This is a genomic window from Bacillus sp. BS3(2021), from assembly GCF_021043345.1.
Taxonomy (GTDB): Bacteria; Bacillota; Bacilli; order Bacillales; family Bacillaceae; genus Bacillus; species Bacillus paralicheniformis.
On the sequence record NZ_JAJNDM010000003.1, the window covers coordinates 385,847 to 408,148 of the forward strand.

22 protein-coding genes and 1 other annotated feature are annotated in these 22,302 nt (G+C 47.5%); of the genes, 3 read left to right on the forward strand and 19 right to left on the reverse strand.

The features are described from left to right. Positions 1-91 precede the first annotated feature (91 nt). Together LQ247_RS09620 and LQ247_RS09625 are read left to right on the forward strand one after the other, a co-directional pair. Positions 92-520 carry an SRPBCC family protein gene (locus tag LQ247_RS09620; RefSeq protein ID WP_144498734.1) on the forward strand — a complete coding sequence of 143 codons (429 nt, stop codon included), beginning with the start codon at positions 92-94 and terminating at the stop codon, positions 518-520. Further along, entirely contained in the window at positions 520-843 is a 324-nt protein-coding gene (locus tag LQ247_RS09625; RefSeq protein WP_023855421.1) for an ArsR/SmtB family transcription factor, read from the forward strand. The genes LQ247_RS09620 and LQ247_RS09625 overlap by 1 nt, the downstream gene beginning before the upstream one ends. A 46-nt stretch (positions 844-889) precedes the next feature. Here LQ247_RS09625 and minD read toward each other — a convergent pair whose 3' ends face one another. From minD to LQ247_RS09680, 11 genes are all read right to left on the reverse strand, one after another. Continuing rightward, on the reverse strand, positions 890-1,696 hold the full coding sequence (minD, locus tag LQ247_RS09630; RefSeq protein WP_020452447.1) for a septum site-determining protein MinD: 807 nt from the start codon (positions 1,694-1,696) through the stop codon (positions 890-892). Positions 1,697-1,698: 2 nt separating this feature from the next. Further along, positions 1,699-2,379 carry a septum site-determining protein MinC gene (minC, locus tag LQ247_RS09635; RefSeq protein WP_096748468.1) on the reverse strand — a complete coding sequence of 227 codons (681 nt, stop codon included), beginning with the start codon at positions 2,377-2,379 and terminating at the stop codon, positions 1,699-1,701. 53 nt (positions 2,380-2,432) lie between these two features. Beyond that, a complete protein-coding gene (mreD, locus tag LQ247_RS09640; protein WP_020452449.1) occupies positions 2,433-2,951 on the reverse strand; it encodes a rod shape-determining protein MreD in 519 nt (172 codons plus the stop codon). Then, complete coding sequence (gene mreC, locus LQ247_RS09645) at positions 2,948-3,856, reverse strand: rod shape-determining protein MreC (RefSeq protein ID WP_231005940.1); 909 nt, start codon at positions 3,854-3,856, stop codon at positions 2,948-2,950. The genes mreD and mreC overlap by 4 nt, the downstream gene beginning before the upstream one ends. Positions 3,857-3,886: 30 nt before the next feature. Continuing rightward, on the reverse strand, positions 3,887-4,897 hold the full coding sequence (locus LQ247_RS09650; RefSeq protein WP_003184042.1) for a rod shape-determining protein: 1,011 nt from the start codon (positions 4,895-4,897) through the stop codon (positions 3,887-3,889). Between the two features lie 87 nt (positions 4,898-4,984). Next, on the reverse strand, positions 4,985-5,659 hold the full coding sequence (gene radC / locus LQ247_RS09655; protein WP_020452451.1) for a RadC family protein: 675 nt from the start codon (positions 5,657-5,659) through the stop codon (positions 4,985-4,987). 54 nt (positions 5,660-5,713) lie between these two features. Then, the gene (locus tag LQ247_RS09660) at positions 5,714-6,286 is read right to left on the reverse strand and encodes a Maf family protein (RefSeq protein WP_020452452.1); all 573 of its coding nucleotides are present in this window, start codon (positions 6,284-6,286) and stop codon (positions 5,714-5,716) included. 150 nt (positions 6,287-6,436) lie between these two features. Continuing rightward, on the reverse strand, positions 6,437-7,471 hold the full coding sequence (locus tag LQ247_RS09665) for an SPOR domain-containing protein (RefSeq protein WP_026579135.1): 1,035 nt from the start codon (positions 7,469-7,471) through the stop codon (positions 6,437-6,439). Positions 7,472-7,676: 205 nt separating this feature from the next. Continuing rightward, positions 7,677-8,426 (reverse strand): prepilin peptidase, encoded by a 750-nt coding sequence (locus LQ247_RS09670; protein ID WP_231005942.1) that lies wholly within the window; start codon positions 8,424-8,426, stop codon positions 7,677-7,679. Between the two features lie 152 nt (positions 8,427-8,578). Next, positions 8,579-9,877, reverse strand: a complete 1,299-nt coding sequence (locus tag LQ247_RS09675) for a bifunctional folylpolyglutamate synthase/dihydrofolate synthase (protein WP_020452455.1) — start codon at positions 9,875-9,877, stop codon at positions 8,579-8,581. A gap of 81 nt (positions 9,878-9,958) precedes the next feature. Next, a complete protein-coding gene (locus tag LQ247_RS09680; RefSeq protein WP_231005944.1) occupies positions 9,959-12,601 on the reverse strand; it encodes a valine--tRNA ligase in 2,643 nt (880 codons plus the stop codon). Between the two features lie 60 nt (positions 12,602-12,661). Next, positions 12,662-12,894, reverse strand: a binding site (T-box leader). A gap of 167 nt (positions 12,895-13,061) precedes the next feature. Here LQ247_RS09680 and LQ247_RS09685 point away from each other — a divergent pair. Next, positions 13,062-13,253, forward strand: coding sequence for a hypothetical protein (locus LQ247_RS09685; protein WP_020452457.1), 192 nt, complete (start codon positions 13,062-13,064; stop codon positions 13,251-13,253). A gap of 18 nt (positions 13,254-13,271) precedes the next feature. Here the strand turns inward: LQ247_RS09685 and ysxE are convergent, their stop codons facing one another. From ysxE to hemA, 8 genes are all read right to left on the reverse strand, one after another. Further along, positions 13,272-14,294, reverse strand: a complete 1,023-nt coding sequence (gene ysxE / locus LQ247_RS09690; protein ID WP_095290849.1) for a spore coat protein YsxE — start codon at positions 14,292-14,294, stop codon at positions 13,272-13,274. 27 nt (positions 14,295-14,321) lie between these two features. Then, positions 14,322-15,827 carry a LysM peptidoglycan-binding domain-containing protein gene (locus LQ247_RS09695; RefSeq protein WP_231005946.1) on the reverse strand — a complete coding sequence of 502 codons (1,506 nt, stop codon included), beginning with the start codon at positions 15,825-15,827 and terminating at the stop codon, positions 14,322-14,324. A 148-nt stretch (positions 15,828-15,975) separates the two neighbouring features. Next, the gene (hemL, locus tag LQ247_RS09700) at positions 15,976-17,271 is read right to left on the reverse strand and encodes a glutamate-1-semialdehyde 2,1-aminomutase (protein ID WP_025811039.1); all 1,296 of its coding nucleotides are present in this window, start codon (positions 17,269-17,271) and stop codon (positions 15,976-15,978) included. Positions 17,272-17,297: 26 nt separating this feature from the next. Beyond that, on the reverse strand, positions 17,298-18,272 hold the full coding sequence (gene hemB, locus LQ247_RS09705) for a porphobilinogen synthase (protein WP_020452461.1): 975 nt from the start codon (positions 18,270-18,272) through the stop codon (positions 17,298-17,300). Between the two features lie 3 nt (positions 18,273-18,275). Then, positions 18,276-19,067, reverse strand: a complete 792-nt coding sequence (locus tag LQ247_RS09710) for a uroporphyrinogen-III synthase (RefSeq protein WP_231005948.1) — start codon at positions 19,065-19,067, stop codon at positions 18,276-18,278. Beyond that, positions 19,057-19,998 carry a hydroxymethylbilane synthase gene (gene hemC, locus LQ247_RS09715; protein WP_095290842.1) on the reverse strand — a complete coding sequence of 314 codons (942 nt, stop codon included), beginning with the start codon at positions 19,996-19,998 and terminating at the stop codon, positions 19,057-19,059. Before hemC ends, LQ247_RS09710 begins: the two co-directional genes overlap by 11 nt. A 39-nt stretch (positions 19,999-20,037) precedes the next feature. Next, positions 20,038-20,868: a cytochrome c biogenesis protein gene (locus tag LQ247_RS09720; RefSeq protein WP_020452464.1), complete on the reverse strand. Its 831-nt coding sequence runs from the start codon at positions 20,866-20,868 to the stop codon at positions 20,038-20,040. A gap of 5 nt (positions 20,869-20,873) precedes the next feature. Then, positions 20,874-22,235, reverse strand: a complete 1,362-nt coding sequence (gene hemA, locus LQ247_RS09725) for a glutamyl-tRNA reductase (RefSeq protein WP_231005950.1) — start codon at positions 22,233-22,235, stop codon at positions 20,874-20,876. Between the last annotated feature and the right edge of the window lie 67 nt (positions 22,236-22,302).

Consider the following 22,302-nt stretch of genomic DNA (forward strand, 5'->3'; position numbering starts at 1 on the left):
GCGTTTATGACGGTATATTGACATAAAACCAAAAGGTTTCATATAATAGATAGGAAACCTTTTGGTTTTACTTTTTTCTAGGAGGTCTATTATGAGCAATCAACAATTACCTGATATACATAAACAGGCTGTTTTTCACGCATCGATAGAAAAAGTGTGGGAGGCCGTCGCCACCAGCGAAGGCATCGCCGCCTGGTTTATGCCAAATGATTTCCGTCCGGAGATCGGCTGTGAATTCACCTTGCAGTCTCCGTTCGGCCCCTCCCCTTGCAAAGTGATCGAGCTTGAAGCGCCGCATCGACTCGCTTTCAGCTGGGATACGTCGGGATGGATCGTCACATTTGAATTGAAAGAGCTGTCTGCAGAAAAAACCGAATTTACCCTGATTCATTCAGGATGGGGCGCGCCGGAAGAAACGGTTGCAAAAGCGGGAGAAAAACAAGCGGATGTCCGCAATCGGATGAATGGCGGCTGGGAAGTGATCGTCAATCAAAAGCTGCGTCAGGCAGTTGAAGGCTAGTGACATCATCGGCCGTAAAACATGATGTGTTCCAAGCCGTTTCCGATCCCTCACGGCGAAAGATGCTGAAGCTCCTCGCCGGCAGGGAATTGCCTGTAACAGATATCAGCACTCATTTCCCGATGAGCCGAACGGCTGTTTCAAAGCATCTGAGAATTTTGTCAGAAGCCGGGCTTGTCAGCGGAAGAAAAGCGGGCAGAGAAAAACTGTACAGGCTTCATCCCGAACCTCTCGCGGAGCTGCAGCAGTGGCTCGCCTACTTCGACATGTATTGGGACAATAAGCTTTCCTTGTTAAAGCACAAAGTCGAAAACGATCAATGAAACTGCAAAAAAAGCAATCTCGTTTTGGAGATTGCTTTTTTGCAAGTTAAGCGCGTACGCCGAAAAATGATTTAATCTTTGCGAAAACGCCTTTATTTTCTTCTTCAAACGACTGTAAAGGCACAGATTCGCCCAGCACGCGGCGGGCGATGTTCCGGTATGCGATTGAAGCTTTATTGTTCGGATCCATGACGACAGGCTCCCCGTTATTGGAAGCTTTAATCACTTCGTCATCATCCGCAACAATACCGATCAGTTCGATCGACAAGTGCTGAATGACTTCATCAACATCCAGCGTATCGCCGTTTTTCATTAAGTGGTTGCGGATCCGGTTGACGACAAGTCTCGGCGGCTCAATATTTTCTTCTTTTTCAAGCAGGCCGATGATCCGGTCGGCGTCACGAACAGCGGAGATTTCCGGTGTCGTCACGACAATCGCTTTGTCAGCGCCCGAGACCGCATTTTTATAACCTTGCTCAATCCCTGCAGGGCAGTCGATGACAATGTAGTCGAAGTCTTGTTTGAGCTGCTGGACAAGCTTGACCATCTGCTCGGGAAGAACAGCCGACTTATCGCTTGTCTGGGCGGCCGGGAGCAAATAAAGCAAATCATCGAAGCGTTTATCTTTCACAAGCGCCTGATGGATTTTGCATCGCTCCTCAACGACATCTACCAAATCATATATGATTCTATTTTCAAGGCCCATGACGACATCAAGATTGCGCAGGCCGATATCCGTGTCAACGAGACATACCCGTTTTCCCAAAATGGCCAAGGCGGTGCCAAGATTTGCGGATGTCGTCGTTTTGCCTACTCCGCCTTTCCCCGAGGTTATTACGATAGCTTCACCCAATTTTACATTCCTCCCTCAAGCCTTGTTAAACTAGGTCTTAAATGAGCTAATTGCTGAAGGCGGTCAATGACCATATTCTCATTTTCATCTAAATAAGCACATTCCATGTCGTTCCCTTCTTGGATGTGGTCTGGGGAGCGATTGAGCACATGATTGATACGCAATTGAGTCGGTCTCATATCCGAAGCCGCAATAACAGCTCGTTTATTTCCATTAAAACCGGCGTGGGCAATCCCTCTTAATGAGCCGAGGATGAAAATATTCCCTCCGGCCTTCACCATTCCTCCCGGATTCACATCCCCAATCAGAAGCAAATCACCCTCCGTTTCGAGGACTTGCCCTGAACGGACAATTTTAGCGACAGAAATAATTTCGCTTTCCGCTTTTAAACGGTTTGCTTCATCTTTGGTTATGACTTCACTTTCAATGGAGTGGATGAACAGATTTTGTTTCTCAGTGATCACATCGGTCAGGATCTGTTCTTGCTCCTCGGTCACAAAACGGTGGCCGAGCTTAACGAGCACACTGATTTTCTGGCCTTTTCCATCCATATAATGTTCGAGTGACAGCATATCCTGAAGACCGTACAATAATTCTTCAAAAGAGCATGTGTCATCAAGATGAAGCGTCAATCCATTTTTCGTTCCTTTAATTGTTACGTATTGCTGCTTTTGGGTCTTCACGGTGTTCACCTCAACATCATACTCTTTTCGACATCGGCTCATAAAATCCTCTTTTACTCATTCCTCAGCTCTTTCTTAAGACTGGTAAAAAACCATTTGAACGGGTAAATGAGCAAAAGGCCGCCAACGGCGTTCAGCCCAAGCGTAGGCAGGAGCCTGCCGAGCACAAATTGATGGAACGGCATGATTTCCGGACGTATCAGCATCTGCACGCCATATTGGTAAAATTCAAGAACACAGACGGCGAGCAGCGAAATAAAAATGACGACCAGCGCGTTTGTCTGCAATACTTTGAATGCTTTTGACGATAAATAGCAAATACCGGCAAAACCGAACATATATACACCTAAAAGGTCGGTGTAATTAATATCATATAACAGTCCGAAAATAAATCCATATGTAATGGCAAAAGGCTGATTGACATAAGCCGTCATAAAAACTAAGACAAGCAGCAGAAAACGCGGGATGAGCTGCTGTTCTTCCGTCACAAAAGGCAGGTTGACAAAATCCGCGTAGACGCTGTCAGATACTAAAACAAACATCATCACGACGGGAAGAAGGAAGCGTTTCACGAACCTTCCTCCTCATCGTCCATCTTGTTGACATCCACCGTATCAAGCGTTCTGTCGACGACGATGACGTTATCAAGGTTATACATATCGGCCGCCGGCTCTACATAAGCGATTTTTGTCAAGCCGTAGGAATCGGGTTCAACCTCTGTCACTTTTCCGATTGTCAGGCCTTTCGGAAAAACGCCGCCCGCCCCGGAAGTTTCGACGAGGTCTCCTTTTTTCACTTCCCTGTCTTCATCAGGCTCAATGATTTCCATTGACAGCGCCTTTTTCTCGGAGTCGTAGCCGTTGATGATTCCGTTGACCGTTTTCTTGCCTTTATTTGCAGCGATAACCGTAGAAATTCTGTTGTTTCTGTCTGTTGCGCTTAAAAGCTGGACGGTGGAAGTGAAATTGTTCACTTTAGTGCTTTTGATTTTTCCGATCAAGTTGCCGTTTTCATCTGTGACCGCCATATCCTTTTCGACGCCGTGCTTAGAACCTTTGTTAATCGTGATCAGGTTCCACCACTCATACTTATCGGGATTTCTGGCGATAACAGTCCCCAGAATCGGCGTGTAGTCTTTAATTGATTTCAAATGGCCGAGCTCTTTTCTTAAAGACTTATTTTCATTTTCAAGCTCTTGCAGCTTTGCCTCGTATTGCGTCTGGCCGTCGAGCTTTTTCCGCAGGCGCTCATTTTCGCTGTACGTATTTTTTAAGTCTTCGATATTTTCAAAGAAGCCCGCAAAAAATTGAGCGGGCGTATGAAAAATCGTCTGGAATACACCAGTTGTATCGCCAATAAATTTTTCGGGCCAAGTTGCATTCCGGTCATTCTTTAACGAAAATCCAATCATTGCCACTAAAATGATGATACAAAGGAGTAAAAGCATCAACCGTTTATTCGTAAAAAACTGCGGCATGATTATACACCTCTTCTATTCCCTGTGTCCTTAATTTTTGCCTTTAAATAGATGAATTTGCTCGAGAGCTTTACCTGTTCCGATCGCTACACAGTCAAGAGGGTCTTCCGCAATTAAAACCGGCATTTTCGTTTCTTCGCTGATGACTTTGTCCAAGTGGCGCAGCAGCGCACCGCCTCCTGTCAGGACGATTCCGCGGTCCATAATATCAGCCGCGAGTTCAGGCGGAGTTTTTTCAAGCGTATTTTTTACGGCATCGACAATTGCAGTCACAGTGTCGCGAAGCGCCGCTGTAATTTCTTTTTCAGTGATTTCAATCGTTTTCGGCAGACCTGTTAAAAGATCGCGGCCGCGGATTTCCATGCTTTCTCCGTTTTCAGAAGCTTCGGCAGAACCGATTTCAAGTTTGATCGCTTCCGCAGTACGGTCACCGATCATCAAGTTATATGTTTTTCTAATATAAGTAATGATTGCTTCATCCATTTCATCACCGGCAACGCGAATAGACTGGGATGTGACGATGCCGCCGAGGGAAATAATCGCGACTTCGGTCGTTCCGCCGCCGATGTCGACCACCATGCTTCCAGTCGGTTCCCAAACAGGAAGATTGGCTCCGATCGCCGCTGCAAACGGTTCTTCAATCGGATATGCATCTCTCGCCCCGGCCTGGCGCGTAGCGTCGATTACCGCACGCTGCTCAACCGCCGTAATTCCCGACGGGACACAAACCATGACATAAGGCTTTCTCGCAAATAAGCCTTTGTTTTTAACAGCTTTGCTAATATAATGTTTCATCATTGTCGCTGTTGTTTCATAATCAGCGATTACGCCATCTTTCATCGGGCGGAGGGCGACGACATTGCCGGGCGTACGTCCGATCATGTTTTTCGCATCGTTTCCGACTGCAACGATCTGCTTTGTATCTGTTTGCAGCGCAACGACGGAAGGCTCCCTGACGACAATTCCTTTACCTTTCACAAAAACAAGCGTATTCGCCGTTCCTAAATCTATTCCAAGGTCTCTCGCACCAATTCCAAACATTTGTATGTATCTTCCTTTCTTAAAACAATATTCCTAAGCAAAAACCCATAAATTCTATTATAGCTTAATTTAATGAAAAAAAAAGTGTTACAAATATCCTTTTTCTTTTAAGCTCACAAATTTTTGATCACCGATGATGATATGATCGAGCAATTCGATTCCAAGCAGCTGTCCGGACTCGTGAAGGCGCTGTGTAACTTCTATGTCTTCGCGGCTTGGAGCCGGATCTCCGGACGGATGATTGTGGACGCAGATGAATGAGGCTGCGGAGCGCTTTAAAGCTTCCTTAAACACTTCCCTCGGATGGACGATTGAAGAGTTCAAGCTTCCTATAAAAATTGTTCGCTTGTGGATCACCTGGTTTTTCGTGTTCAGATACAGGCATACGAAGTGCTCCTGAGACAGAAAGCGCATATCCCCCATTAAAAAATTGGCCGCATCTTCGGGAAAACGGATCACATAACGGTCTTTGCAGGCAAGGCTGTGAATGCGCCGGCCAAGTTCGAGCGCCGCCAAAATCTGCACGGCTTTGGCGCGGCCGATCCCGGAAATGCTTGAAAGCTCCTCAGCGGATGCTTCTTTTAACAAACGGAGGCCGTCAAACGTTTGAAGCAGCCGGCTTGAAAGCTGAAGAACCGATTCTTTTTTCGTCCCGGTTCTGAGCAGTATCGCGAGCAGTTCATGGTTTGACAAACTTTCGGCGCCTGTGTTGAGAAGGCGCTCCCGCGGCCTTTCTTCATCAGGAAAATCCTTTAATTTCAACGGCAGATCGCTTATGATAAACCCTCCCTTTTGATTCCCTTCTCGTTCGGTTTATCAAAAGGAGTGAAGATCGAACGTTTTCAGCATTCTCATCGTTTTGGAAATCGGAAGACCCACAACTGTATAATAGTCTCCCTTTATCTGTTTGACAAAAAGCGCGCCTTTTCCTTGTATTCCGTATGAACCGGCTTTATCAAACGGCTCTCCTGTAGCGATGTAAGCGCTGATTTCCTTTTCTTCAAGAGGCCAAAAAAAGACTTCGGTTTCTTCAAAAAATGTTTCGCATCTCTCGCCGTCCTTAATGCAGACGCCGGTAAGCACTGAATGGGTCTGTCCCGAAAGCATGCTCAGCATCCTTTTTGCATCTTCGGCATCTTTGGGCTTGCCCAAATAAGCCCCGTCATAAAGAACAATGGTGTCGGCGCCAAGCACGACGGCATCAGGATATTGTTCGGCTACTGCACGCACTTTTTGTTCCGCCAACCATTTGACGTTTTCTGCTGGTGAAAAGTTTCGAATTAATTTTTCTTCCGCGTTGCTCGTAACGATGCTGTATGGAATCTGAAGAAGATCGAGGAGTTCCTTTCTGCGGGGTGATTGTGAAGCCAATATGAGCTGTCGGGTCATAAGAAGACATCCTTTCAAAGGTTTTTGCATAGGAAAAAAAGATACCTGTTTTATCCTACCAAAAGAACGCCGCCGCCACAATTTCAGAAAAGTAACTTTTTAATGACAAAAATCGTGAAAATAAAAAAACCAGCGCCTCTGCTGGTTTTTTTATTTTATTTGGCTCAGCAATAGCTGCTGGCTTTTCCAGCCGTTGGCTGCGGTCGGTTTCTCAAGCAGGTTGACGGCTTCCAGTATGCTCTTCTTTACCTCTTCAGATTCTCCTTTTGATTTGGCGCCGTCAAGTTCAGCTTTGACATCAGCTATGTTTTGAGATGTAACCTCCGCGCCGAGAATCGCTTTTGCCGACAGCTCGGCCGCTTCTTTAAAAGGCTCTAGCAAACCGGGCTCGAGTGCAACCGGAAGCTCTTTTCCGCCCCACGCTTCAAAATCGTTTTCGATTAATATTTTGCCAATTTCAGATGTCATCTGTTTTTCCCCTGTTATTCCGGCGATCACATAAAATCCGTCGTCTTTGGCAATCGAAACGGCGGCATACCCCTTGTCTGCGATTTGAGAGGCCAGCGTCTCCGCTCCTTCTTTAGATGAAAACTTGCCGGCCTGAACGGCAAAGCTGTGAAAAGATTCTCCCGCTTGTCCGCTATTTTTTTGTCCGCTCTTTTTCTCTTCGGCACCTGAGTCACCGGCTTTTACCGCCTGTCCGTTTTCCGCATCCGCACCCAAGCTGCCGGATGCCGGCACTCCTTCTTTATGGGTTGCGAGATTCAGCGCGAACAGCCCGAGTCCCGTGCCGAGCAACACAGCAAAGATAATGGTTGCAGCAAAGCGCTTCAAAGGAAACGTAAGGGACATTTTCGCTTTTCGGTTGTTTTTAGCCTCGTTTTTCTTTTGATAAGGCGCCACCACTTTGGGATCGTCTTTGTACACGGTTTCTTCTTCGTCTGGAGGCGTCCATGTAAATTCATCTGTTTCAGGTGCGCCGTCCTCTTTTGAAGCCGATATTTCCCGTTCCGCCTTTCTCTTTTCTTCCCAGTTTGAAAAGGTGAACTTCTTTTCTTCATTTCTGTTGGAAAACTCTTTTTCATTTCCGTAGATGGTCTCTTCTCTGCCATTGATCATCACTTTAAGCGGGTCTTCCTGGGGCACTTTTTTAGCTGAGTTTTTCTTGCTTTTCCGTTTTTTCATGTGGCTTCCCTCGCTTTCCGTTTATTGTTTTATATTGAGATTAGGCGGCAGATTGGCCGCTCTCTATACGATCGGCAGAGGGAAGCCAGAAGGAAGGAGGAGTTCTCCCAAAGGCTGTCCCTCTTATTGTCCACACTTTAACACAGCCTCAAAAAAAAAGAACAAGACTTTTGTCGTCTTGCCCAAAAAGGTTTCGTCAAATTTTTCACCACCGTGCCATTTGAAGGTACCACTCGATCATTGGATTGCCATAGAAACAGCTTATCAGCGTCCCGATCAGAATCGCGGGAGCAAACGGCATAGGTTCATTTTTCTTTAGCTTTCCTGCCAGCAATGCAATCAGACCAAGCACCGTTCCTGCGGCTGCCGAAAGGAAAAAAGCGAGAATGAGGAGGCGGCTGCCGAGCGCCATGCCGAGCACCGCAAACAGCTTTACATCCCCCCAGCCGATCCCTCCTTTCGTCAAAAGCAGCGTCAAGAGCGGAAGCATGCCGCCGGCAAACGCACCGCTTAAACCGGAATGCCACGGCTCGAGGGGAACAAGAAACCGTCCGACAGCAAAGACAATCAGGAAAAAACAAAGCACAGCATCCGGAATGACCATATGTGTCACATCAGATACAAAGACGATCAAAAGCAGGGAAATAAGAGCAAGCACAATCACCAGCTCCCCCTGATGCCCAATCTGCATACCGGCAAACGCAAACAGGATGGCGGCGGAGAGCTCAACTGCCGGATACACGATCGATATCGGGGTTTGACACCCCTTGCACCTCCCCCGCTGCATCAAATAGGACAAAACAGGTATCAGCTCCGCGAGGCCCAGCTTTCTTTTGCAAGCCCGGCAGAGGGAACGCGGAGCAATCAATGATATCTTTTCAGGGATGCGGCGCCCGGCTGAACTAAAAAAGGAACCGAGCACTAACCCCGCCGTAAAAAGGTAAAAGATGAACATCACTATCAGCCTCGCACAATCAAATTTAACCGCTTCATGGGAAAAAACGGCTTCCTGAGGCTGTTATTTTAGCAAATATGAAGCGCCTCCGCTTTTCATAAAACATAAAAATGCGCAGTCAGCCGATGGCCAAAAGCGCATTTTTATGTTTTTTATTCAGTTAAAACTGCCCTGACGGCGGAAATAAAGTAAAGCGACCCGGTAACAATGACCACCGCTTTTTCATCTTCAGCTTGTTCTTCGATATAGCGGAAAACAGAGCCGATGTCTTCATCACATGTTTTATGATCAGCGGTACTTTGCTCAAACAGCTTTTGAGCGGATTCCGCTCTCGGAAAATCAAAAGATGTGAAGTGAATCGATGACGCAAACGACTCGATTTTGCGGATCATGTCTCTGTACGGCTTATCTTTGAGAGCACTGAAGCATACGTGAATATTTCGCCCGTCGAAGTGGGACGTGATCGTCTCGGCCAGCCGCTCTACCCCTTCTTTGTTATGAGCGCCGTCGATATAAACGAGAGGCCTGTTCAATACCTTCTCAAACCGGCCGGGCCATCCCGCCTTATGAATGCCGCGTTTCAGCTCTTCTTCGCTGATGGCCGCATGTTTTTCGGCTGTCAGCCATTCGGCCGCAAGTATGGCCAGAGACGCGTTTTGCCGCTGATGGGTGCCGATCAGGCTTGTTTCAATTCTTTCATAACGATGTAACGGTGTTTTCAGTGAAAACTGCTCTCCATCGGGCAGTGAACGCTCTCCGGACAGCTCGCAATCCTCATGAAGGGATATAAAAGCAGATTCTGTCTCCATCGCCTTTCGCTTTATCACTTCAGCTGCTTCACGCTGATGAACGGCTGTGATAACAGGAACGCCGTGTTTGATGATTCCCGCCTTTTCTGCGGCAATCTCTTTCAGCGTGCCGCCTAATATTGCCATATGGTCATGGCCGATCGAAGTGATGACCGTTAACATCGGCTTCACGACGTTTGTCGAATCCAAACGGCCGCCTAATCCCGTTTCAAAAATAACAAAATCGGTGCGCCGGTATTTAGCAAAATATAAAAATGCGCATGCCGTAATAATTTCAAATTCGGTGGCGGCTCCGAATTCGGTTTTTTCAAGCTCAAGGACGAGAGGCCCGACCTCATTAAAGAGCGCCGTCCATTCGTCGTCCGAGATCGGTGCGCCGTCAACGCTGATCCGTTCGTTAAAGGTAATGATATACGGTGATGTGAAGGTGCCTGCTGTATAACCGGCTTCATTGAATACCGTACGGAGAAAAGCGATCGTTGAACCTTTTCCGTTTGTTCCGGCGACATGAATCGCATTAAGCTTTTTCTCGGGGTGCCCGAGCTTTCTCAGAAGCCATTCCATTCGTTCCAAACCCGGCTTCACGCCGAATTTAAGCCTTCCGTTAATCCAGCTGAGTGCTTCATCAAACGTTTTGAACAAGCGAATTCCTTCCCTTCAATTGATGAAGGTGTTTTCCAGCATCTTTAGAAAGACCTGGAAAACACCTCCTTTTTTCGTTGATTAATTTTTCAATTCGGCGATTCTTTTTTCTACAGCTTCACGTTTTGCCGTATAATCGGCTTCTTTCGCCCGCTCTTCTTCAATGACATGTGCTGGCGCCTTTTTCATAAATCCTTCGTTGCTTAATTTCTTTTGAACCCGTTCAACTTCCTTCGTCAGCTTATCGAGTTCTTTTTGCAGGCGGCTGATTTCTTCCTCAATGTTAATCAGACCTTCGAGCGGCAAAATCAGCTCGGCGCCGGATACGACAGCGGTCATCGCTTTATCGACCGCCTGAATATCCGTTCCGATTTGAAGAAGGCTCGGATTCGTAAAGCGTTCTACGTACGAACGGTTTTCTTCAAGTCGTTCGGCGATTTCCGGCGTGCTTGTTTTAATATAAAGCTCAATCTGCTTGCTGAGCGGCGTGTTGACTTCGCTCCGGATGTTCCGTACAGCGCGGATGACTTCAACGAGAAGCTTCATATCCGCCGCTGCTTCGGTGTCCGTATATTCTTTAACAGCTTCAGGCCACTTGGCGACTGTAATGGATTCCCCTTCGTGAGGAAGATGCTGCCAGATCTCCTCCGTCAGGAAAGGCATAAACGGATGCAACAGGCGCATCGTTTGATCCAGCACATACGCTAAAATAGAGCGGGTCGTCTTTTTCGCCGCTTTATCTTCACCGTAAAGCGGAAGTTTAGCCATTTCGATGTACCAGTCGCAGAAATCATCCCAGATAAAATTGTAGAGATGGCGGCCAACCTCGCCGAATTCGTACTTGTCAGCCAGCTGTGTCACAGTTTCAATCGTTTCGTTCAACCTTGTTAAAATCCACTTATCGGCAACTGATTTTTCTCCTGACAGATCAAGCTCTTCGTATGTCATGCCGTCCATGTTCATCAGGGCAAACCTTGATGCGTTCCAAATCTTGTTCGCAAAATTCCATGTTGACTCCACTTTTTCAAAGCTGAAGCGTAAATCCTGCCCTGGAGAGCTTCCCGTCGCAAGGAAGTAGCGCAGCGAATCCGCTCCGTACTTATCGATCACATCCATCGGATCGACGCCGTTTCCGAGCGATTTGCTCATTTTGCGGCCCTGGTCGTCGCGGATGAGCCCGTGGATCAAAACATCTTTAAACGGACGTTCTCCGGTAAATTCGATACCTTGGAAGATCATTCTGGATACCCAGAAGAAAATGATATCGTATCCTGTGACAAGGACGTTCGTCGGATAGTAACGCTTGAAATCTTCCTCATTGATATCCGGCCAGCCCATCGTTGAAAACGGCCAAAGAGCGGAACTGAACCATGTGTCAAGAACGTCTTTGTCCTGCTCCCAGTTTTCGGCATCTTCAGGAGCTTCAGCGCCCACATAGATTTCCCCCGTTTCTTTATGGTACCACGCAGGAATACGGTGGCCCCACCAAAGCTGGCGGGAAATGCACCAGTCGCGGATATTTTCCATCCAGTGCAGATACGTTTTTTCAAAACGGTCAGGGACGAAGTTGACTTTTCCTTCGCTTTTTTGCAATTCGATGGCGGCATCGGCAAGCGGCTGCATTTGCACGAACCACTGCGTTGACAAATACGGCTCAACGACTGCTCCGCTGCGTTCGCTGTGGCCGACCGAATGCGTATGTTCTTCAATCTTGAACAGCACGCCCTCTTCCTGAAGATCTTTCACGATCTGCTTGCGGCATTCAAAACGGTCCATGCCTTTATATTGAAGCGCCTTGTCATTCATTGTGCCGTCTTCATTCATAACGAGAATGCGTTCAAGGTTGTGGCGGTTTCCGATTTCAAAGTCGTTCGGATCATGGGCAGGTGTAATTTTGACGGCACCTGAGCCGAATTCCATATCGACGTAGTCGTCTCCGACAACCGGAATTTCCCTTCCTGTGATCGGCAGAATAACCGTTTTTCCGATTAGGTGTTTGTACCGCTCGTCTTCCGGATGTACCGCAACCGCTGTATCGCCGAGCATCGTTTCCGGACGGGTCGTCGCAATTTCAATCGAGCCTGAACCGTCTTTCAGCGGATAGCGCATATGATAGAACGCGCCTTGTACGTCTTTATAGATGACTTCGATGTCAGACAGAGCCGTTTTAGTGGCCGGGTCCCAGTTAATGATATATTCTCCGCGGTAAATCAGCCCTTTTTCATATAGCTTCACAAATACTTCGCGAACCGCTTTAGAAAGCCCTTCATCAAGGGTGAAACGCTCCCTTGAATAGTCAAGGCCAAGCCCGATTTTCGCCCATTGGCTGCGAATAAAATCGGCATATTCCTCTTTCCATTTCCATGTTTCTTCAAGGAATTTTTCGCGGCCGAGATCATAGCGCGTTTTTCCTTCTTCGCGAAGCTTCGCTTCTACTTTTGCCTGAGTTGCAATACCGGCGTGATCCATACCCGGCAGCCAGAGCACGTCATAGCCCTGCATCCGTTTCATTCTTGTCACGATATCCTGCAAGGTGGAATCCCAAGCATGCCCCAAGTGCAGCTTACCCGTCACATTCGGCGGGGGAATGACAACGGTGTACGGTTCTTTTTCAGGGTCGTTTTTCGCTTCAAAAAATTTGCCGTTCACCCAATAGTCGTATCTGTCTTTTTCAACTGCAGACGGATCGTATTTTGTCGGCATCGTCAGTTCTTGATTATCCATTTTCAAACCTCCAACAGTATTAAACGGCTGAACAATAAAAAAGAGCCCTCTCGATCCTGTTAAAAGGACGAAGAGAACTCTCTCGCGGTACCACCTTTTTTCATGAATGCGAAAAAAACGCATTCACGCACTTAAATGGGATAACGGGACTTTCCCGAATTTCTCTACTTTTTGTTCGAGAAATTGCGCTCCTGGGCGACCTTCCAAAAAAGACTGACTGGGAGCCTTTCAGCGAACCGGCTTCCCTCTCTGCAAGCGTCTGTTTTTGTACTCTTCCCATTCAAAGCGGGTGATCATTGACTTTTCAGCACGTACTTTTTCTTTTTCTTATATTACTAAATCTTTTTCATTTTCGTCAATCATCTTTTCCGTTTTTCTCTTGTTTTATACGATACTGGGCCATGCACACAAGCTCCTTTTCCTCATATGATGCTGTAACGATAAGGAGAGGAGGCATAAGATGCGAAAAAAATTCAACACACATTCATTCCAGCCGTGGCTGAAGCAAGTCAGGCTTGTTGCTGTTCAAGTCGTCCTCCCGATCACGATCTTCCAGGGCATACGCACGATCATCTTTCCGACCACATTTGATGTCCTCCTTTTGGGCATTCTCATATTCCTTGCGTGCGCCTTTCACCTTGACTGGATATAAGCACGAAAAAAGTCCGCATCATGATGATGGGGACTCTGTTTCTTCCTGCAGTTTTCTGTTTTCTTCCGTCTCGTGAATGCTCATCACAAGCGGTTCGGCGTTTTTCATTTGCCAGTACGCCTTCAAAAGCGTTGTACAGGCTTCTTTTTCTCCGGGCCCCTTCTCAAGGTCGTAGCGGTTCAGCACACCGTATACAGGCCCGGGGTAAGCCATATAGCTGAGGAATAAGCTGATTTCTTCCTCCCGCAAAGGATAGACATTGTGATACGTATAAAACCAGTTTACACATTCCGTGCACATCACGGGATTCGTCTTAAACATTCTTGTAAAAAATACGATGAGATCGTTCGCTGGGGGCCCGTGTCCCGCTTTCTCAAAGTTCGTAAAGTAACCCGTTCCGGTATCGTTATAGAGAAAATGCCGGACGGACAGCTGCCCGTGGTTTAAAACCATTCTCGAAGACTCTTTGTCTTTCATGGTCTCATACCACTCTTCAAGGCGGGCAAGCGCAAAGTCTGCAGCTGATATCGTCTCTTTGAAATACATGGCTGCCTGAAGCTGGAACGGGGACATATACCATTCGTTTTCCGCTCTTGAGATGAATTCTTCATATTTCTGTTTTTGCTGTTCCCATTTCCGTTTTGTCCGTTCATAGTGCCCGAGTATTTCTTCCCGCCTCACACCGAGCTCTTTTTCCGTTCGCTGGTGAAGAAGAGCGATTTCTTTAAACATATATTCGTGTTTTTGGTCACGCTCTTCCTCTCTTTCAAGGGTAAGCCAAGGCATGAGATAACAGACATCTTCTCCGGCTTGCGTTAAAAATTCGCCCGTGCGATTTCGATAGACGGGAACAAACTGCCTGTAGCCTTTTTCCTCCAGCAAGATCATCTGTTCTGTGAAGCGGGCGTTTCTTGAAGCCGCCAATTTTTTCAGGGCGAATACACCGTGATCCGTATACACTTTCCATACCTTTGGACTGACCGATTCCATATATTCAGGCGTAAGACCGTACTCATTTAAAACAGACTGGATGCCTTCCATCGGCTTCACCACATTTTTATCAATGCATTAGGCATGGCTGCTTTGATAATCCGGTATATAAAGGATCTGTCCCTCTTTTAATTCCTCGTCAAGGGAAAGGGAATTCATCCGGATGAGCTGCTGGACATTAATATCATAGCGCTCGCACAAAAGATCAATGGTATCGTTTTGCTGAACGATGCACATCCTCATTCGAGTAAACTCCTCCTCTCCCTGTTTTGTAAACAGCTTTGTCAAATAGAGAGCATTGTCATTCTCCTTCGCTGACACTTCCTGGTCGTCTGCTGCCGGCATCTCATCTCTTTCTTCTTCAGGCTCCGTCTGCTCATGAAACGAATATTCCGGAATTTCAATGGTATGCCCGGCTTCCTCTTCTTCATCAATCGCTTCTGCTTCCTGTGTCACTTCAACTTCAAACGTCTCAGGCTCCCTGTCATTCTGGTCTTCCTCCAAAAGAGGCGGAACACCGTAGAACGGGGTTTCTTTCAGTTCATCATGAGGTTGATAAGCCCTTTGGAGCGGCTCCGGCTCTTCTTCCGCTTCTTCCCTTTTTAACTCGTATTCTTCCGGCTTCTCTTCCGCTTTCTCCCTTTTCAGCTCATATTCTTCCGGCTTTGCTTCTTTCTCCTCTTTCAGCTCATATTCTTCCGGCTTTGCTTCTTTCTCCTCTTTCAGCTCATATTCTTCCGGCTTTGCTTCTACTTTCTCCCTTTTCAGCTCATATTCTTCCGGTTTTGCTTCTACTTTCTCCCTTTTCAGCTCATATTCTTCTTCCGGATGTTCAAGAGCGGCGTCTTTTGGATTTTCCATTTCACGCTTCGTCCGCTCTGCCGCAGACAAAGACGCTGTAAAAAACGGCTTTGTTTCCTCTGTATCGTCTCCGAGAAACGACTGGTAAATCGGAACCGCTTCCGCATCGGTATCAGTTTCTTCTGCTTCTTCATACGGCTGTTCTTCGTCCTGCTCTTCATAAGACCTGTCAAGCTGAATCAAAAATTCTTCCTCTTTACCCTGTTCTTCGTCGTCTGAAGGTGATCTGAAGGCAGGCTCAAGCTCCTCTTCCGGCTGGACTGCCGCAGGCATAGTACGCGGTTCTTCTTCTCCGGCTTCACCGCTTACATTCAAGAGGCCTTCAATCGCCAAATCAGCTTGAATCGTCAACATCCTCGCATCTGTCAGCTGATAATCGAAAGCATCAATAAAAACAAATACGTCGTTTAAATGATTGACCTTGTCTTTCGGGATGGTGATATCCACTGGGAAACAATGCGTCAGCTCTGCGCTGCCGTCCCCTTTCAGCTTTACATCTTCCACAAATCGGCTTGTCGCAGGCAGCTCTGCATATTCCCGGGTTTGATCTATGTTGTATTCGCCTGTCAGCTCTAATGACCCTCGTATGGATACATAATCATTTACTTCCTGAACGGTAATGTCAGGATCCAATGAAATCGATAATAATTCGGATACTTCCTGTCCTTTTTGAAAACAGATTGACTCTTCTACAGAAAATTGCAAACGATTGTTTTGCGGCAAACTGATATCCTCCCTTCACCTAATTTTTAAAATTAGATGTCAGTAAAGATGTATGAGAAAAGCTGGCAGAATATGAACAGAAAAATCATAAGCCGTTACCGGCACCATGCAAAAAAGAGCCGCCGGCAATGTCCGGCAGCCCTTTTCTTTATCTGGAGCGGCTGATTCTTTCGAATACGCGTTCAGCAGCTTGAATCGTATGCTCAATGTCGTCATCCGTATGAGCGGTTGACAAGAACAGCCCTTCAAACTGTGAAGGCGGGAGAAACACGCCTTCATCGGCCATCCCTTTATAATATTCGGCAAACAGTCCGAGATCAGACTGTTTCGCTGTATCATAATTGATGACCGGTTCATTTGTGAAGAAAAAGCCGATCATAGACCCCGCTCGATTAAATGTACACGGAATGCCATTTTTCTCGGCAGCTTCAGAAATTCCTTTTTCCAAACGGTCTGCTTTGCGGGAGAATTCCTGGTAGGATTCAGGAGTCAGCTGTTTCAATGTTTCGAGTCCGGCTGTCATGGCAAGCGGGTTGCCGGACAGCGTGCCGGCCTGATAGATCGGACCGCTCGGCGCAATTTTCTCCATGATTTCCGCCTTTCCTCCATAAGCGCCGACAGGAAGACCGCCGCCGATCACTTTTCCGAGGCAAGTCAAATCAGGCGTCACTCCGAAATAGCCTTGCGCACAGTTGTAGCCCACCCTGAAGCCTGTCATTACTTCATCAAAAATCAGCAGAGCGCCATGCGTCTCAGTCAGCTCGCGAAGCCCTTCGAGGAACCCTTTAACCGGAGGTACGACACCCATATTGCCCGCGACAGGTTCAACGATAACGCCGGCAATGTCCTCTCCGAATTCCTGAAAGACAAGCTTCATGCTTTCCAGGTCATTGTAAGGAACGGTAATCGTGTTTTTTGCAATGCTTTCCGGAACTCCGGGGCTGTCAGGGAGGCCGAGCGTTGCTACTCCAGAGCCCGCTTTAATCAGCAGGGAATCACCGTGTCCATGGTAGCAGCCTTCAAATTTCACGATTTTGTTACGGCCTGTGTAACCGCGCGCCAGCCGCAAGGCGCTCATCGTCGCCTCCGTACCGGAGCTCACCATCCGAACGATTTCTATGGAAGGAACGCGGTCGATAACAAGCTCGGCAAGCTCGGTTTCCAGTTCTGTCGGTGCACCGAAGCTTGTCCCGTGTTCTGCCGTCTTTTGAATTTCTTTCACCACTTTTTCATTGCTGTGTCCTAAAATAAGCGGTCCCCATGACAAGACATAATCGATGTATTCGTTTCCGTCAATATCATAGATTTTTGATCCTTTTCCCCGCTCCATAAAAATCGGGTCCATGTTCACTGATTTAAAGGCTCTGACCGGGCTGTTCACCCCGCCAGGCATGACTCGTTGCGCCTCCTCGAATGCCGCTTTAGACTTCTCATAGCTCCGCATCCTCTAAAACCCCCAGTTCAAAATTCTTATTCCGAAATCCATTTTGCCGCATCTTTTGCAAAGTACGTAATGATCAAATCAGCGCCCGCCCGTTTCATGCTTGTCAGCATTTCGAGAACAAGAGCTTTTTCTTCAATCCAGCCGTTTTGGGCCGCGGCTTTGACCATCGCATACTCCCCGCTTACATTGTATCCGACAACAGGCAGGTTAAATTCGTTTTTCACTTCTCTGACGATATCAAGATATGAAAGCGTCGGCTTGACGATCAGGAAATCGGCGCCTTCTTCCACATCGGATTTTGCCTCCCGGAGAGCCTCCCTGCGGTTGGCATAATCCATTTGGTACGTCTTGCGGTCGCCGAACTGCGGACTGCTTCCCGCGGCATCGCGGAACGGGCCGTAAAACGCGCTCGCATATTTTACAGCGTACGACATGATCGGCACATTTGTAAATCCTTCCTGATCAAGCGCATCCCTGATGGCGGCAACGAAACCGTCCATCATGTTTGAAGGCGCAATAATGTCAGCGCCTGCACGGGCTTGGCTGACAGCGGTTTTTGCCAAAAGAACGAGCGATTCGTCATTTAATATTTCACCGTTTTCCACAAGGCCGCAGTGACCGTGGTCCGTGTACTCGCATAGGCATGTATCTGCGATAACGACAAGCTCAGGAAAGTCTTGTTTAATTTGCGCAATCGCTTTTTGAACGATGCCGTGGTTGTGATAGGCTCCGCTTCCCACATCATCTTTGTGTTCAGGCACGCCGAAGACGATCACAGATTGAATGCCGAGGCCTGCGACTTCCTCCATTTCCTCTTTCAGCCGGTCCAAAGACAGCTGGTATACGCCCGGCATGGACGGAACTTCGCTTTTAACGTTCTCTTCCTCGGTTACAAATATCGGATAAATGAAGTCAGATGCTCTTAACTCGGTTTCTCTTACCAATTTTCGCATACCTGCTGTCGTCCGCAGGCGGCGGTGTCTTTGAAATGATGCTTCCATTTGTCATTCTCCCTTTCTTGAAATGCGGCATATTTCACGCAGCATTCCGTCGATTGTATAGACGTCCGGCATATATGAAGGAATTCCGTAGTCCGACAGCGCCTTCTTTGTCATAGGCCCGATCGTAATAAAAGCCGTACCGTTCTTTTCGGCCCACGTTCTGCTCTCCTCTTCCAAAATGGACATGAATGTATGTACCGTCGAGGAGCTGGTAAATGTCACAAAATCAAAAGACGCGTGTTTTGCTGCTTCCTTAAGCTCCAGAATTCCTTTTTCATCACGAACGGTTTCATACAAAATCCATTCCGAAACTTGAATTCCGAGCGGAGTGAGGGTTTTCTTGATGACGTCCCGGGATAAATTTCCTTTTAAAACGGCCACTTTATCATGACGGCCGGCATTTCGCTTCAGTGCCTCCGCCAAATGTTCAGCCACGTATAACTCAGGCATCAGATCGACAGAAAGACCCCTGTCGCGCAAATACCTGGCCGTTTTTTCACCGACAGCGGCAACCTTGGCCTTTGATGCGAAAGGAACGCTGAACCCGGCGTTCTTCAAATAAGAAAAAAAGAATTTTGCCCCGTTCACGCTTGTAAAAACAAGCCAGTCCGCGCTTTCAAGATCTGCTCGAAAGCGCTGGGCCTGTTCTCGCGGGAGGGCGGGCCGAAACGAAATCAATGACGTTAAAACAGCTTCTCCGCCCAAAGCCTCCACCTTTTCCCTGAAGGATTGGGCTTGGGCTTTATTGCGGGTGACGAGCACTTTCTTTCCCTGTAAAGGAAGATCATGCTTCATTGTCTTCCAGCTCCTGTTTCACACGGTCAATCAGTGCCTTTGCTCCTTTTTCCGACATGACCGCCGCGCATTCTCTGCCGACAGCCTCCGGATCTTTTCCTTTTACTGTTTCTCTGTATGCGGTTTTTCCGTCAGGCGATGCCACAAGACCGGTCAGTTCGATGACGCCGTCTTCGTCCATCGTCGCAAATCCGGCGATTGGCACTTGGCAGCCGCCTTCCATCGCATGAAGAAAAGCACGCTCGGCCGTGACGGTCAGCTGTGTGTAGCGGTCGTTCAGGCGCGAAAAGAGGGACAGCAGCTCCTCATCCGAGCCTCTGCACTCGATCGCCAACGCGCCTTGCCCAACGGCGGGAAGGCAGCTCTCTGGATCAAGAAATTCGGTGACGACATCGTCCTTCCAGCCCATTCTTGACAGGCCGGCCGCTGCTAAAATAATCGCGTCGTAATCTTCGGTTTCAAGTTTTTTCAACCTTGTATCGATATTTCCCCTGATCCACTTGATCTCAAGGTCGGGGCGCATTTGCAAAAGCTGCGCGCTTCTTCTGAGGCTGCTCGTGCCGATAACCGCATCTTGTTTCAGGTCGGCCAGCTTTTGACGGCTTTTTGAAATGAGAACGTCCCTGGCATCTTCCCGTTTTGGAATGCAGCCGACCACCAGCCCTTCGGGAAGCGCCGACGGCATGTCCTTCATGCTGTGAACGGCCATATCAATTTCCCCGGAAAGCATCGCCTGTTCGATTTCTTTGACGAACAGGCCTTTCCCGCCGACCTTTGACAGCGTAACATCCAAGATCCGGTCGCCTTTTGTAACGATTTCCTTTATTTCAAACGTGAAATCCGGATTTAATTCCTCCAGCTTTTTGATCACCCATTTTGTCTGGGTCATCGCCAATTTGCTTCTTCTTGAGCCTACAATGATGTTTCTCATGTTTTCTTCCTCCCAATCCGTCACGGGCAACCGTTTTAACTAACTAAACCAATGAAATTGCGAAAAGCTGCCGAGCAAAAAGAAATTGATTAAAAGAACAAGAAAAGACGCGGTATTCCACATGGCCGCGATCCTTCCCTGCAGCTCTTTGACAATCCTGATAAATAAATAGTATCCGTATAAAAAAAGCAGCACGATCGATCCGAGCACTTTCGGATCCGCCCAGTACAGGGTTTCAAGCGATACATACGACCAGATAATCCCCAGAATCAGACTCAGCAAAAGCATAGGAACGCCGATGAGATTAAGGACATAAGCCATATGATCAAGTTTTGGCAAATCTTCGATTCGTAAGAGCCATTTCCCCCACTTTTTCTTTTTCAATAAACGGTACTGAAAAAGATACAGCACGGAAAAGACAAACGACAATGAAAACGCTCCATACGAAAGAATCGCCATTGTAATGTGAATGATCAAGAGCTCGGACACGAGCCTTCCCGAAAGCTCCGCCGACTGCTGGGCCGTCGGTGTAAACGTGTGGATCGCCGCCATTGAAAAGCCGATGAGATTGGTGAAAAAAACGAGAAATTCCACTTTCAAAAGCTTCGTCAAAACGAGAGACAGCGTGACAAGCACCCACGCGTAAAAATAAAGCCCCTGTGCATTATTCAAAACAGGAAACTGATCTGTGTACTGCATGAAATAAAAAAGGTATACCGTCTGCAGAATCCAGACAATAGAAAGCAACCAGAAGGCCGCTTTTCCCGCCTTCCGGTTGTGCTGTAAAAAGTCTATAAAATAAAAGAGGACGGTGAGCGCGTACAACACGATTGTAACTTCGTTAAGCCTTGCTAACAATGTGTCTGTCATGTCTGTCACTCGCTCGCGATAGAAGTCAAACCCTGCTGGTTTTGCCGCTTAAACGCATGAACCGGCTGGCGTTCGTCTTGATTCTCTCCGTCAGGAAAAGCCGCTTCTTCAATATCAAAAATCTGCGAAAACAGTGCAAGCTTTTCTTCGGCATCAGCTTCTGACGCAAACTCCTTCACTTTTAAAATCGGGTCGCGCAAGAGCTGGTTGATAATGCTTTTCGTATGCTTGTTTAAAAGTTTTTTCTCTCTTGTGCTCAAGTGAGGGAGCTTCCGTTCGATGCTCTGCATCGTTTCCGCCTGGATTGTCAAAGCTTTTTCCCTGAGAGCAGAGATGACCGGCACGACGCCGAGCGTATTCAGCCATTGTTTAAAAGCGACGATCTCAGTTTCAATAATCAGCTCCACTTCTTCAGCAACGGCCTGACGCTCCTTCAGATTTTCTTCCACGATCCCTTCAAGATCGTCAATATCGTACAGAAAGACGCCTTCCACATCGCTGAGAGCCGGGTCAAGATCCCGCGGCACGGCAATATCCACCATAAAAAGCGGACATCCTTTGCGAAGCTTATTGACATGTTCGATCATCTCTTTTGTGACGACATAGCCGCTTGCGCCCGTTGAACTGATGAGAATGTCGGCTTCCATTAAAGCGCATTGCAGCTCATTTAAGCTTTTCGCCGCGCCTGAAAAACGGCCGGCAAGCTCCTTCGCTTTTGAAAATGTTCTGTTGATCACGGTAACCTGTCCGATTCCGTGGCCGTGCAGGTTTTGAACCGCAAGCTCTCCCATTTTGCCCGCGCCGAGAATCAGCACGTGTTTATCGGAAAGGTCGCCGAAGATTTTCCTGGCAAGCTCGACGGCTGCATAGCTGACGGATACAGCATTTGAAGCAATGTCCGTTTCGGCATGGCAGCGCTTCGCGACGGTGACAGCCTGCTTAAACAAATAGTTGAAAACGGTACCAATTGTCTTCTCTTCCTGAGCCAGCTTAAAACTTGTACGCACTTGGCCTAAAATCTGCGTTTCTCCAATAACCATCGAATCCAATCCGCACGATACGCGGAACAAATGTTCAACGGCTCCGTCGTTTTCATAAAACTTCAAGTAAGGCGAAATGTCCTCTTTGCTTAGTCCGAACCAGTTCGCCAAAAACATTTTCATATAATAACGCCCGGTGTGCAGCTGATCAACGACTGCATACAGCTCTGTCCGGTTGCATGTCGACACGATGATATTCTCAAGTATGCTTTTTTCTTCTTTCAATTGCGACATTGCCTGCCCCAGCTCATCCGGCTGAAAGGTTAACTTTTCACGTATATCAACAGGGGCTGATTTGTAATCCAATCCCACGACAAGTATATGCATAACTCTTGCTTGCACCCCCAGCATCTATCTAAATTAGAATGATTATAATATAGAATTTATTATTCAA